At 40.7% G+C, this 14,449-nt stretch carries 12 protein-coding genes; 3 read left to right on the forward strand and 9 right to left on the reverse strand.

Going from position 1 to position 14,449, the window contains the following annotated elements; genetic code table 11:
- Positions 1-347: 347 nt before the first annotated feature.
- From dapB to ribF, 6 genes are all read right to left on the reverse strand, one after another.
- On the reverse strand, positions 348-1,169 hold the full coding sequence (gene dapB, locus M1F14_RS20575; RefSeq protein ID WP_042846976.1) for a 4-hydroxy-tetrahydrodipicolinate reductase: 822 nt from the start codon (positions 1,167-1,169) through the stop codon (positions 348-350).
- A gap of 283 nt (positions 1,170-1,452) precedes the next feature.
- Positions 1,453-2,406 carry a 4-hydroxy-3-methylbut-2-enyl diphosphate reductase gene (gene ispH / locus M1F14_RS20580; RefSeq protein WP_042846977.1) on the reverse strand — a complete coding sequence of 318 codons (954 nt, stop codon included), beginning with the start codon at positions 2,404-2,406 and terminating at the stop codon, positions 1,453-1,455.
- Positions 2,387-2,857 carry an FKBP-type peptidyl-prolyl cis-trans isomerase gene (fkpB, locus tag M1F14_RS20585; protein ID WP_042846978.1) on the reverse strand — a complete coding sequence of 157 codons (471 nt, stop codon included), beginning with the start codon at positions 2,855-2,857 and terminating at the stop codon, positions 2,387-2,389. Before fkpB ends, ispH begins: the two co-directional genes overlap by 20 nt.
- Before the next feature lie 83 nt (positions 2,858-2,940).
- Entirely contained in the window at positions 2,941-3,444 is a 504-nt protein-coding gene (lspA, locus tag M1F14_RS20590; protein WP_042846979.1) for a signal peptidase II, read from the reverse strand.
- Positions 3,444-6,254, reverse strand: coding sequence for an isoleucine--tRNA ligase (gene ileS, locus M1F14_RS20595; protein WP_042846980.1), 2,811 nt, complete (start codon positions 6,252-6,254; stop codon positions 3,444-3,446). Before ileS ends, lspA begins: the two co-directional genes overlap by 1 nt.
- Positions 6,255-6,282: 28 nt before the next feature.
- Positions 6,283-7,221 carry a bifunctional riboflavin kinase/FAD synthetase gene (ribF, locus tag M1F14_RS20600; protein WP_042846981.1) on the reverse strand — a complete coding sequence of 313 codons (939 nt, stop codon included), beginning with the start codon at positions 7,219-7,221 and terminating at the stop codon, positions 6,283-6,285.
- A 588-nt stretch (positions 7,222-7,809) separates the two neighbouring features.
- Here ribF and rpsT point away from each other — a divergent pair.
- Positions 7,810-8,070 carry a 30S ribosomal protein S20 gene (rpsT, locus tag M1F14_RS20605; protein WP_042846982.1) on the forward strand — a complete coding sequence of 87 codons (261 nt, stop codon included), beginning with the start codon at positions 7,810-7,812 and terminating at the stop codon, positions 8,068-8,070.
- 52 nt (positions 8,071-8,122) lie between these two features.
- Here the strand turns inward: rpsT and nhaR are convergent, their stop codons facing one another.
- Positions 8,123-9,046, reverse strand: coding sequence for a transcriptional activator NhaR (gene nhaR / locus M1F14_RS20610; protein WP_042847029.1), 924 nt, complete (start codon positions 9,044-9,046; stop codon positions 8,123-8,125).
- 187 nt (positions 9,047-9,233) lie between these two features.
- Entirely contained in the window at positions 9,234-10,409 is a 1,176-nt protein-coding gene (gene nhaA, locus M1F14_RS20615; RefSeq protein WP_048608421.1) for a Na+/H+ antiporter NhaA, read from the reverse strand.
- Between the two features lie 390 nt (positions 10,410-10,799).
- Here nhaA and M1F14_RS20620 point away from each other — a divergent pair, with 390 nt between their 5' ends.
- Together M1F14_RS20620 and M1F14_RS20625 are read left to right on the forward strand one after the other, a co-directional pair.
- Positions 10,800-11,648 carry an EamA family transporter gene (locus M1F14_RS20620; protein ID WP_048608424.1) on the forward strand — a complete coding sequence of 283 codons (849 nt, stop codon included), beginning with the start codon at positions 10,800-10,802 and terminating at the stop codon, positions 11,646-11,648.
- A 175-nt stretch (positions 11,649-11,823) separates the two neighbouring features.
- On the forward strand, positions 11,824-13,224 hold the full coding sequence (locus M1F14_RS20625; RefSeq protein WP_181469081.1) for an amidohydrolase: 1,401 nt from the start codon (positions 11,824-11,826) through the stop codon (positions 13,222-13,224).
- Positions 13,225-13,294: 70 nt separating this feature from the next.
- On the opposite strand, the gene dnaJ is transcribed toward M1F14_RS20625, so the two are convergent.
- Positions 13,295-14,428, reverse strand: a complete 1,134-nt coding sequence (dnaJ, locus tag M1F14_RS20630; protein WP_042846986.1) for a molecular chaperone DnaJ — start codon at positions 14,426-14,428, stop codon at positions 13,295-13,297.
- Positions 14,429-14,449: the final 21 nt, after the last annotated feature.

Below are 14,449 nucleotides of genomic sequence, written 5' to 3' on the forward strand. Positions count from 1 at the left end.
GCAAATTGCGCGCATTCTAATGATGAGATAGGGTCTTGTCTAGAAAAAAATGCATTTTTTACAATTTTACCTTACTTTTTTGCCAAGCTACCCTGAATTTATCGTTATGACCACCAAAAATGATAGCCAATATGAATAAGTAAACGGTTGCAACGTAAGATAACTGTAAAAATGATAATAACTCAGCTAAAAATCAGTTTAAAGAGAAATTAGTGATAAAAAAAGCACTAAAAAACAGGAAATCAAATAGAAATGATTACTTGAAAAGGTAAAAACACCGAACATTAAATATAATCAGGTTGATGACTGTATCAACCTGATTACAAACAAAAATTATAATTTAAAAATTAAATATCATCTAAACACAATACATCTTTCATATCATATAAACTTGGTTTTTTAGCGACTACCCAGCCTGATGCCCTTATTGCGCCATTTGCAAACGTCATCCGGCTAGACGCTTTATGAGTGATCTCAACTCGCTCACCAATATCGGCAAACATCGCGGTATGCTCTCCCACAATATCACCAGCTCGAATAGTTGCAAAACCGATCGTCCCAGCTTCACGCTCACCGGTATAGCCTTCTCTTGCATATACCGCACAATCTTTTAAATCTTTACCAAGTGCACCAGCAATAGATTCTCCCATTGCTAAAGCTGTGCCTGATGGCGCATCAACTTTATATCGATGATGGGCTTCAACAATTTCAATATCGGTGTAAGTTCCCATCACTTTTGCGGCTTTTTCTAGTAATTTGAGTACTAAATTAACACCAACACTAAAGTTTGCCGCGAAAACAATTGGGATCACCGTTGCAGCATCTGCAATAGCTTGCTTACCTTGTTCATCGAAGCCTGTCGTGCCAATGACCATCGCTTTTTGATTCTCTTTACAAAATGCTAAATAATGTAATGTGCCTTCTGGGCGTGTAAAATCAATCACAACATCAAAATCATTTACCACTTGGTTGAGTGAATCAACAACAGAAACACCTAGTTTACCAACCCCTGCAAGCTCACCGGCATCAGCTCCAATGAGTGATGAGCCTTCACGTTCAATGGCTGCGCCTAGTTGAATACCTTCTTGCTCTTGTGCCGCTTGAATTAATTGCCGCCCCATGCGACCACCTGCGCCGACTACCGCAACACGTACCACTGAATTTGCCATGGTTCATCCTTTTTTCATTATTAATGCAAGAAATTGAATCTAAACTGCTTTAGGCTGCAAAATTAATATATTGCCCGCAGTCTGAAAAATGATTGTGATACAGATTAACCATCATAGCGGCAATCCGCTAGCAAAAATGCATTGATATTAACAAAAGCATAGAGAGCGCGTTGATTATCAGAAAAAGTTTTAATAGTAGGAAAAAACAGGAAATGAATGTTTAAACAAAATAAAAATAGCAGCTACTTTATGAAAATGTAGCTGCCTTATTTACAGCAAATAATTAATTGATTTCTTTGACTTCAACTCGTAATTCTTTAGGTACTTCAAAGACGATATTTTCTTCCCGTCCCTGTAATTCCACAACAGAATCTGCACCTAGCTCTTTAAGTCGATCAATAACTTGCCTAACTAGAATATCGGGTGCTGACGCCCCAGCCGTTAGGCCAATAATATTTTTACCTGCTAGCCATTCTGTTTTGATATCCTCTGCGCCATCAATTAAAAATGCAGGTTTTTGCATTCTAGATGCTAATTCAGCAAGGCGATTTGAGTTCGAGGAGTTTTTAGAACCGACAACTAAGACAATATCAGCACGTTCAGCAAGCTCTCTCGCAGCTTCTTGGCGGTTAGTTGTTGCGTAGCAGATATCATCTTTACGCGGCCCGACAATGCTTGGGAAACGCTTTGTCAGTGCATCGATTACATCTGATGTATCATCGACTGAGAGTGTTGTTTGGGTCATAAAAGACAAATTATTTTCATCTTTCACGGTTAACTTCCAAACGTCTTCAGGGCTTTCAACAAGGTACATACCACCTTCAGGGTTACTGTATTGCCCCATAGTACCTTCAACTTCAGGGTGGCCTGCATGCCCAATTAAAATAGCCTCTTTACCTTTGCGGCTTGCACGTGCAACTTCCATATGAACTTTAGTGACCAATGGGCAAGTTGCATCGAATAACATGGTTAAATCACGTGAACGAGCTTCCTGACGAATAGCTTGTGATACGCCATGTGCCGAGAAAATTAAAATTGAACCATCAGGCACTTCAGAAATTTCTTCAATAAAAATAGCCCCACGCTGCCGTAGATCATCCACAACATAACGGTTATGAACCACTTCATGACGAACGTAAATAGGTGCGCCGTAAATTTCCAACGCCCTTTCTACGATACTAATTGCACGGTCTACACCTGCACAAAATCCACGAGGATTAGCCATTAATATTTGCATTGTGATCCTCCAATTGCGGGTCTACTTCAAGCACTTCTATTTCAAAGCTAATCTGCTGCTCTGCCAGAGGATGATTAAAATCGACTGTGATAGATTCGCCTTCAATCGATTTTACTACCCCTGGCATTTCACTGCCATTCATCGCGCTAAATAACATGATAGTACCAATTTCAGGTATACCTGTTTCAGTAAAATCACGCAATGAAAAGTATTGCACTAAATCAGGGTTATGTTTCCCAAAAACAGTGTCTCCGGGTAATGAAAAGTTTTTCTTTTCACCTTCATTGAGGCCAATAAGCTGGGCTTCAAGTTCTGGAGATAAAGAATCATTCCCTAAGACAAACAACGCAGGCTTTCCTTGTGCGTGTGAGGAATCTGCGGTAGAGCCATCTTCCAATTTCAATGTGAAATGCAGTAAAACAGAGCTCTGCGCCTGTATTTGAGTAGACATAAACCAAACCTATTTTGTCATAAAATTCAGCCCAGAAAATCTGGGCTGTGAGTTATTGCATTGTAACCTATTGTGTCGCCAATTTATTTAGCTTTTTCTTGCTTTGGTTTATCTGGCAAGAAACCTTCAAAAATGACGAGTGCTGCACCAATACAAATGGCCATATCAGCTAGGTTAAATGTTGGCCAATGCCAATTACCGACGTAAAAGTCAAGGTAATCAACAACAAAGCCATGAACTAACCGGTCACTCAGATTACCAATTGCACCACCAATAATTAATGCATAAGCAATATTCGATAAGCGCTTTTGTGCACTTTGGCGATACATCATAACCATTAAAATAATGGAGATCCCAACCGCTATCCCAGCGAAGAACCAACGCTGCCAGCCGCCTTCATCCGCTAAGAAACTAAATGCAGCACCAAAATTTTGGGCATACATGATGTTGAAAAATGGCATTACAGGATGCGGTTCGTACAGATTGAGATCTTTTAGCACTAATTGCTTGATCCCTAAATCCGCAACGATGATCACAATGGTTAACCATAACCAACGCAGACCGGTCGAACAAATTGGCGCCTTCATTAAGCAAACTTACGGGTTTCGCCGTTGCCGGCTACGTTAGTCACACAGCGACCACAAATTTCAGGTTGCTCGCTTGAAGAACCAATATCACTCGCATAGTGCCAGCAACGTGGGCATTTTTCACCCACAGCTTTGCTGAAAGCAATTTTCAGGCCGCTTAATTCACTTTCTTGCGCATCCACTGGCGCTGTTGCAATATCTGCAACTGTAGCTTGTGATGTCAGTAGCACAAAACGTAGTTCGTCACCTAAGCTTTGCAGTTTACTTGCTAATGCTTTATCAGCATACAGTGTGACCGCCGCTTCTAATGAACCACCGATGTGTTTATCTGTACGAGCTTGCTCTAACACTTTATTCACTTCGCCACGAACAGCTAACAACTCAGCCCAGAAACTGTTGTTCATTTCGTTTGACGCATCTAAACCAAATAAACCGTCATACCATTCTTCGGTTAAAACAAACTGTGAGCGCTTACCTGGTAACTGGTTCCAAATTTCATCTGAAGTGAAAGAAAGAACAGGTGCAACCCAACGTACTAATGCTTCAACAATGTGGAACAGAGCAGTTTGACAGCTACGACGCGCTAAGCTATCACTTTTCGCTGTATACTGACGGTCTTTGATGATATCTAGGTAGAACGACCCCATTTCAATGGAGCAGAAATGCATTAAACGCTGAATGACTGATAGGAAGTCATACTCATCATATGCTTTAGTAATTTCAGCTTGAGCTTCAAGCGCACGGCTAACCGCCCAGCGGTCTAACAGCACCATATCTTCAGGCTTAACCATGTCTGTTTCAGGATTGAAGCCATTCAGGTTAGCCAATAAGAAACGGGCCGTATTACGAATGCGGCGATAAGAATCAGCGGCACGTTTTAAAATTTCATCAGAAACAGCGATTTCGCCCGTATAATCCGTTGATGCCACCCATAAACGTAAGATATCCGCACCCAGTTTGTTCATGACATCTTGTGGGCTCACTGTATTGCCTAACGATTTAGACATTTTGCGGCCTTGGCCATCAACAGTAAAGCCGTGTGTCAGAACTTGGCGGTAAGGTGCTTTACCTTTCATCGCAGTTGATAGCATTAATGAAGACATAAACCAACCACGATGTTGGTCTGAACCTTCAAGGTACATATCCGCTGAATTACCGTGGAACTCAGGGCGAGCATCAACCACTGCAAAATGTGTCGAACCAGAATCAAACCACACATCTAATGTGTCAGGGACTTTTCGGTAAGTCTCCGCTTCAGCGCCTAATAGCTCTTCTGGATCAAGATCCCACCATGCTTGAATACCATCGACCTCAACACGCTTAGCAACCTCTTCCATTAATTCTAATGTACGAGGGTGCAACTCTTCAGTGTCTTTATGAACGAACAGAGACATTGGTGTGCCCCATGTACGCTGACGAGAAATACACCAATCAGGGCGATTTTCAACCATTGCCTCAATACGAGCACGACCCCAGCCAGGAATCCATTGAACAATATCAATTTCCTTCAATGATTGTTCACGTAAGCCGTTTTTATCCATACCGATAAACCATTGAGGTGTCGCACGGAAAATAACAGGAGTTTTATGGCGCCAACAGCATGGGTAGCTATGTTGAATTGCTTGTTTATAGAGCAATGCCCCTTTTTCATCGAGTAATTCAACGATCAGGTCATTCGCTTTAAAAATAAATAGCCCATCCAATGTTGGGTAGGTATTTGGTAGGAAACAGCCATCTGGACCCACTGGGTTCGCTGTTTCTAAACCATATTTTTGACCAACAATGTAGTCTTCAGGACCGTGGCCTGGCGCCGTATGAACGGCTCCCGTACCGGCGTCTAATGTCACGTGGTCGCCCAAAATTGCTGGAACATCAAAGCCCATAAATGGATGTTGGAAGCGCAGCAATTCCAGCGCAGTGCCTTCACACTCACCTAACACTTTCCACGACTCGATACCGGATGTTTTCATCACATCTTCTACGAGGTCGGCAGCTAAAATGACTAATTCGCCATTTGCTTCAACTAAATTGTATTTGAATTCAGGATTCAAAGAAATTGCACGGTTAGCAGGCAAAGTCCAAGGGGTCGTCGTCCAGATAACTAATGAAGGTGTTTTTTCACTAACAATGCCAAATTTTTCGCATACGGCTTTGCCATCTACCGCAGGGAAGCGAACGTAGATAGAAGGGGACGTTTTGTCATAATATTCCACTTCAGCTTCTGCAAGTGATGAACCACACGCAGTACACCAGTGAACAGGTTTAGCCCCTTTCACTAAATGGCCATTTTCGATGGTTTTTGCCAATGCCCTAATGATATGAGCCTCAGTTTTAAAATCCATCGTTAGGTAAGGTTTATCCCACTCACCTAAAACCCCTAAACGTATAAAATCAGCTTTTTGCCCTTCAATTTGCTCTTTTGCATATTGACGGCATTGTGCACGAAATTCAGCGGCAGAAACTTTTTCGCCCGGTTTACCTACGATTTGTTCAACTTTATGTTCAATAGGTAATCCGTGGCAATCCCAACCAGGAATATACGGGGAATCATAACCCGACAACCCTTTGGATTTAATAATAATATCTTTGAGAATTTTGTTAACTGAGTGACCAATGTGAATACTACCGTTCGCATATGGAGGGCCATCGTGCAGAATAAACGTTTTCTTGCCCGATTTTGCTTTACGGATTGCCTGATACAAACCTTCTTTGTACCAGCGCTCTAACATCTGTGGTTCGCGTTTAGCGAGATCGCCACGCATTGGGAACCCTGTTTCTGGTAGATTCAGGGTATTTTTATAATCACTCATCGATTCTCAGTTCCAATTTTCCGCTAAATTATCTGATTCCTATTGCAGTAAGATATTCTCTCGCTGCAATTACATCATTAGCAATTTGCTCCTTAAGCGCTTCCAACGAAGCAAACCGCTGCTCATCACGTAATTTTTTACGTAACACTACATCAATATGACGCCCGTATAAATCCATACTTGCATCAATCAGATGAACTTCTAACTGCGTTCCTTTTCCAGATACAGTCGGTCGTGTGCCGATATTCGCCACACCAGGTAAAGGCTTATCGCCTAAACCATAAACTTCTACAGCATACACACCTGTAACTGGTGTGACTAAACGTTTTAACGGCAAGTTAGCTGTGGGAAAACCGATTGTCCTACCGAGCTGGTTACCATGTACGACCCGCCCGCTAATACGATAAGTATGCCCTAACAGATTTTCTGCCAATTCAAGGTCATTGTCTTGTATCGCTTTTCTAATAGCCGTGCTACTGATACGAAGACCCGAATCACAAAAGCTTTCTGTATCTGCAACCTCAAAACCGAATTCATGACCCGCTTGTTTTAAAAAGGTAAAGTCACCCATACGATTTTTCCCAAAACGGAAATCATCGCCAATAGCAAGGTACTTCACGCCTAGTTTGTTGACAAGTAAGTCCAATACAAACTCAGCCGGAGTCAATGACGCAAAGTGCTGGTTGAATTCAACACATAAGAGGTAATCAATACCACTATCTGCAAGATATTTCACTTTGTCTCGCAAACGTGTCAAACGCGCAGGCGCTTTGTCACCAATAAAAAACTCAAGAGGTTGTGGTTCAAAAATCATCACTACCGTTGGTAGCCCTAACTCCGCACCTTTGAGCTTCAAATTTTGAAGTAAAACCTGATGCCCACGATGGACACCGTCAAAATTACCAATAGTCAGCACGCAACCATGATGGCACGCCCGGATATTCTGTATACCGCGAATTAGCTCCATAACAGGCTCAATACCGAGGAAATTGCAGGATTATACCTTGTACGACGCCTAAGGTTAACCTTAGTTCGCAAAAGGTTTCATTAAACCCTATTTTTTTGATCTCTACACGATTTATTACCGACCCATTTTATGTGATTAGTCGGTTATAATGCTACCCAAACAGAGCTGTTAGGCACGAATATCAAAAACGTTGGGATAACCAATGGATTATCAATACAACAAATTTGTTCCGAGGTCTCTAAAAATATTAAATTTTTATCGTTTTCTCATCAATGCCTATAGCTAAACATAGATTACGATTAATAAGCAACCAATAACCGGGTAAATTTCATACTACCCACTGATTGATAGGCCAAATTTTTTTTTAGTTTTCATTTTTTTCAAATATCTGCCATCAATTACGCATTTTTTCACGCTAAGATCTGTATTCTTATCATATTTGCTGATAGAATCTTGCACCATTCACAACGCATTAGCATCGAAGTACACGATGTTTATTTGCACAAATCCATTGACAAATGAAGGGCGAAAGGGCATATTCCTCGACCTTTGAATTGTCCTCAATAGAATACATTTGGGAGTTGGACCTTGGCTAATATCAAATCAGCTAAGAAACGTGCCGTTCAGGCAGAGAAACGTCGCCAGCACAACGCTAGCCGTCGCTCTATGGTACGTACTTTTATCAAGAAAGTTTACCTTGCTATCGCTGCTGGCGATAAAGAAGCTGCTCAGAAAGCATTCAATGACATGCAACCTATTGTTGATCGCCATGCAAGTAAAGGCCTGATCCACAAGAATAAAGCAGCACGTCATAAAGCTAACTTAGTTGCTCAAATTAAAGCAATGTAATTTTGCTTCTTGATTAGCTAAAAAAACCGGCTTTTGCCGGTTTTTTTGTCTGCTAAGCTTTTTTCTCTATGCTATTAAATGGAACCGAGAATAGATCAGAAAAATCTTTATTACAGACACGTTGTACCGCAGGGTGCTGGATCATCCTTTCGGCAAAAATAACATAATACTCTTCTTTTACACTTTCTAAACGCCCTAACTCCACAATATCATCACCACCTAAAAGATCAGGTGTATATTGAGATGGAGCGACAAAAATTGCATTATAATGCATACCAAATGCTTTCATTAATGCAGCATCATCAAACTCACCTAACACTTCCACTTGTAAATTTTTATTCCGTATCCAAGCGAGTATATGCCGACCTAATAGATAGCGCCGTCCCGGTATTAGTAAACGACGTTCTTCTAAACATTCAGGAAAGGGTTTTTTAGGGATAGGCTGACGGCAAAAGAAGCTCATGCTGCACTCCCCGAGTTTTACCGAGAACAAGCCTTCTTGTTGAGATGAGTCAACAGGGCAATCCGATAAAATCATATCGAGCTTATGTTGACTAAGTTGTTCTAATAGCAGCTCATGCGTTGACTCAAAGCAGCGCAAGTGAATTTGCTCATGCTCAACAACTGTAGTTTCTAATATTTTACTGACTAACTGTTTTGATAGTGTATCTGCCACTCCTACATCAAACAGTAGGTTAGATTCCCGGCTATAATTGACGATATCTAACATTTCTTGGCTAAGCATAAACATTTTGTCTGCATAGCGAAAAATTAATTGCCCAAGCTCGGAAGGAACTAACCCACGCCCCTGCCGCTTAAACAATTTCCCCCCTAAACGCTCTTCTAGTGCTTTTATTTGCCCTGTAATTGTTTGAGGAGTCAGGTAAAGTGCTTCCGCTGCTCCAACTACAGAACCTTCTTTGCATACATGCCAAAAGTAGTAAAGGTGGTTAAAATTAAGATGTGAAACCCGCATATCTATTCCTTTTGCACCGCCAACAGTAATCATCCGCGCTGCTGGTTATACACGTTTACCTGTACCCCATAACTCAGGAGCTTTCATTTAAATGCCGCAGTATATTCACAATATACTGCGGCATATCATAGAGTATTAGCTCGGAAATTCTTACTAATAATTTGAAAAATTATTTCGATAGTATGAGCTATACTGACTCTTTTTGCTTCGGTAAGACTACCCTTAACATAAAATAACCTAAGAATGCTGCTAATGTAGAGCCAATTAAGATCCCTAGGCGTGAATAGGTACTATACACCTCATCAAGCCCATCAAATGCGAGACCCGTTATAAAAATAGACATAGTAAAACCGATCCCACATAGAACCGAAACAGCAAAGACTTGCTTTAAGTTAATCGACTCAGGTAATTTTGCAAACCCAAGTTTTACCGAAACCCAACTAAACAGAAAAATCCCAATTGGTTTACCGAGAATAAGCCCCGCAGCGACACCTAATGGCAATGGGCTGAGTAACCCTTCAAAAGTGACGCCTTGTAGCTGAACGCCCGAATTCGCAAAAGCAAATATAGGTAAAATTAGATAGACAACCCATGGGTGTAAAACATGCTCTAATTCTTCAGAAGGCTTAGTCTTATTCGTACCATGTAATGGAATTAAGAAGCCAACAATAACACCCGCTAATGTAGCATGAACACCTGATTTTAATATGCACACCCACAGTATGATACCAATAACCAAATATGCGGCAGTATTCTCAACCCTACGCCAATTCATTACACATAACAAGGCGATACATAATGCTGATAAACCTAAGGCAATCAGAGATACAGAACTTGTATAGAAAAATGCAATAATAACAATGACACCAAGATCATCAATAATGGCTAGTGCTAATAAGAACACTTTTAATTCTGTTGGTACACGCTTTCCTAATAGCGCCATCACTCCCAATGCAAATGCAATATCAGTTGCAGCAGGTATCGCCCAACCTTGTTGAGTAACACTGTCACCGCCATTAAATAAAAGGTAAATTAATGCAGGTGCTAACATTCCTCCAAGTGCTGCAATTGCTGGAAATATGGCTTTATCTCGTCCAGCAAGAGATCCTTCTAATAATTCACGCTTTACTTCAAGGCCGACCACCAAAAAGAAGATCGCCATTAAGAAGTCATTAATCCATAATATCAATGGCTTATCCAAACCAAACTCTGATATTTTAATGGACACGGGGATATCTAAAAATTGCTGATAAGCCCCTTGTAATGGTGAATTAGCCATTACTAAAGCGACTATGGCAGCAATAATCAGAAGTAAGCCCCCTGCTGCTTCTAACCTTAAAAATTTACGAATAATTGCTGTCATATATATAACCCCAGTATTTTTTTGAATGTTAATACTATGCTAATTATTAATTCGTAAAAAATCGTTTATTCATCCATTACCACTCGGAATAGACGATGTTTTAAGGGCGATGATCACGCTAAATGATAAAGAAACGTTAATTTTACTATAGACAATTTTTATAAAAACAAATAATAACTTTTGTTAAAAATAAACTTTATAAATTCAACTTTTATTACAGTACAAAATCTACATTTCTTTATGTCCTGATAAAAGCTTCCTCCTTTCTTTATTCGATTCCTTTCGCAAAAAAGTTAAATGTGGGAGACTGCTAATAAAATAGTTGCCAAGCGCTTCTCAAAAACGATGTGGTTAATTTGCCAATAAAACACTAACGATTACTATTTAACGATGACAACTTACGTACTATTTGCCGTACTTTTCGCTGCTTTTTGCCATGCGACTTGGAATGCCCTAGTTAAATTTGGCAGTGACCGTTTCTTCGGCCTTGTGATGATTTCTTTTTTTTCAGGGGTATTAACCATACCTGCAATACTTTGGCTTGGTTTACCTTCGCCTGAGGCCATCCATTGGCTTGCGTTATCGGTACTGTTTCATATTGGTTATACCTACTTTTTGAGTCAGGCTTATACATACGGCGATCTAGGGCAGATTTACCCAATATCTCGTGGGTCTGCACCTTTAATAACGGCTCTACTTAGTGCTTTATTATTCAATGAGTTAATACCATTAATGGGGTTTATTGGCATCCTATTAATTATAAGTGGTGTTGTCTTAATTGCTTTTGCAGGGAAAAAATTCACCTTAAATATCAATGGGAAGGCGCTAACCTTCGCTTTATGTACCGCTTTTTTTACGGCTTGCTATACCCTATCAGATGGTTATGGTTCTCGATCTAGCGAAGACCCTGTGGTGTATACACTTTGGTTATTTTTATTAAATGGGGTCGTATTAATCGTACCAGGCATCATTAAATACCGTCGTCGTTTATTGAGCGGGGTTCAGCAATATTGGCGTTCAGGGCTATTAGGTGGGTTAATGCAACTTATCAGTTACGGGATTGCAATATGGGCAATGAGCCAAGCACCTATTGTCGTCGTTGCTGCCATTAGAGAAACCAGCGTTCTGTTTGCCATGTTTTTATCGATTGTTTTTCTGAAAGAAAAGTTCAATATGATGCGGGTCATTGCCTGTGTCGTTATTTTATTTGGTGTCTTACTCGCTAAACTCAGCACCTAATATACTAATACACTGATATTACTAATAAAATAACTATTAGTTTTTATAATAGTCTCTGTAAACTATCATTGGTATATCAAAATACCCAGAGTGATTGCAATTAACTTCACTCTCAAACACCCTGAAACGATATATAAAAAACGCAGCTAATTTTTCATTTAGATATGAGGCAATAATGTCATTCTCAAAATCCTTACTAGCACTAACTGTTATCAGCGCTTCTTTCACCAGCTTTGCTGCTACGCCCGCTGATATCATGATTGTTGATGGTACTGTCCTCACTATGGATAATAAAAAACAAGTTATCGACCACGGAACCGTTGTGGTTAAAGACAACAAAATCATAGCTGTTGGGGGGCCTGAGCTAGCAAAAAATTATCAAGCATCAGATGTTCTAAATGTTAATGGTGATATTGTTATGCCTGGGCTAATTAATACCCATACTCACGCCTCTATGACTGTATTTCGCTCTTTAGCCGATGATGTGCCTGACCGCTTACATCGCTATATTTTCCCATTAGAAAGCAAAATGGTATCTCGTGAGATGGTACGTATTGGGGCAAATCTCGCCAATATCGAAATGATTAAAGGTGGTGTTACCACATACGTTGATATGTATTATTTTGAGGATGAAGTCGCTAAAACAGTAGATAAAATTGGTTTAAGGGCGGTACTAGGGGAGTCAGTCATCAAATTCCCTGTGGCTGATGCGAAAAATGCCGATGAAGGCATTGAATATGCCGTTAACTTTATTAACCAATATAAAAATCATCCACGTATTACACCAGCTTTCGCCCCTCATGCTCCCTATACCAATTCAACTGAACATTTGCAGAAAATTGCTAAGTTATCTCAAGAACTGAATGTGCCAGTGATGATCCACCTCGCCGAAACAGACCGTGAACAAGAAGAAATTGCGAAACGCACTGGTGGTAAAAGCCCTGTTCAATACATGGCTGATATTGGCGCATTGAATAATAAAGTTATCGCCGCCCATGCCATTATGGTCGATGAAAAAGACATGGATTTATTAAAGCAATATGATGTAGGTGTCGCACATAATATTAGTGCGAATACTAAATCAGCTAAGGGAGTTGCTCCCGTAACAACTATGCTAGAAAAAGGAATTCGGGTAGGTCTAGGGACCGATGGGCCGATGTCGAGCAACACGCTAACCACCTTAAATGAACTCAATTTGGTCGGTAAAATTCACAAACTCGAAAATAAAGATAGAGCTGCTATGCCTCCTATTACCGTTGTTGAAATGGCAACAATGGGTTCTGCTCGAGCACTACATATGGAAGATAAATTAGGTTCCCTTGAAGAAGGTAAGTTGGCAGACATTATTGTTATTGATACTAAATCACCAAATATGGTTCCTATGTATAGCCCATATGCTGCTTTAGTGTATGGAGCCAATGGCTCGAATGTTCGCCATACTATTGTTGATGGTAAGCTATTGATGAAAGATCGCCAATTACTGACCGCAAATGAGGGGGCAATTATTGCAGAAGCCCAAGATTTTGCTAACCAAGTACGTAAAACGGTGATTGCTAGCGGAGAAGTTGTTAAATAAGGTATAAAAATGGCTGACTTCACCATATGTAAAGTCAGCCATCCAGCTTGATTTATTATTAACTAATTATTTATTTAGTTAAATCATCAAAGAATTTTTTAACACCATCTAAAAAACTTTTAGAACGAGGGCTATTCTTTTCTCCCCCTTTTCCACCTAACGACTCACCAAACTCTTGCAGTAATGCTTTTTGTTTCTCATTCAGTTTGACTGGTGTTTCGACCACAATGTGGCACATTAAATCACCTTGTAAGCCCCCACGAACGGATTTCACCCCTTTCCCTTTCATGCGGAAAATTTTACCGGTCTGAGTTTCTGCCGGGATTTTTAGTTTCACACGCCCATCAAGAGTTGGGACTTCAATTTCCCCTCCAAGTGCAGCGTCAGCGAAGTTAATAGGCACTTCACAATGCAAGTTATTACCATCACGCTCAAAAATATTATGAGGTAATACATGAACCTGAACGAATAAATCCCCTGATGGCGCCCCATTTTCACCGGCCTCACCTTCGCCAGATAAGCGAACGCGGTCACCTGTATCAACCCCTGCAGGGATTTTTACTGATAAGGTTTTATATCTTTCAACTCGACCATGACCATGACATTTATTGCATGGGTCTTTAATCACTTTACCGCGACCATGACAGGTTGGGCAAGGCTGTTGTACTGAGAAAAAGCCTTGGCGCATATGTACTTGCCCCATCCCATGACAGGTTGAGCAGGTATCTGCACTGGTCCCTGGTTTAGCACCATTTCCATGGCACACATCACAGGTTTCCAGTGTTGGAATACGAATTTCTTTGGTCACTCCACGGACGGCTTCTTCAAGAGTCAGTTCCATGTTGTATTGCAGGTCAGAACCACGGCTTGGGCGTTGCTGTCTGCGGCCGCCTCCAAAAATATCACCGAAGACGTCACCAAAGATATCGCTAAAGTCAGCACCACCGCCGAAACCACCGCCGCCCATTCCACCTTGTTCAAACGCCGCATGGCCATATTGGTCATAAGCCGCACGTTTTTGATCATCAGATAGAACTTCGTAAGCCTCTTTAATTTCTTTAAATTTGACTTCGGATTCGTCTTTATTCCCCTGATTACGGTCAGGGTGATACTTCATTGCTAAGCGCTTATAAGCCCGCTTAATATCTTTTTCGGAAGCATTTTTCTCGAGGCCTAGAACCTCATAAAAGTCTCTTTTTGCCATTCTCTATTTACCCTTAACATG

This window comes from Providencia sp. PROV003 (assembly GCF_045040775.1).
In the GTDB taxonomy this organism is placed as follows: Bacteria; Pseudomonadota; Gammaproteobacteria; order Enterobacterales; family Enterobacteriaceae; genus Providencia; species Providencia huashanensis.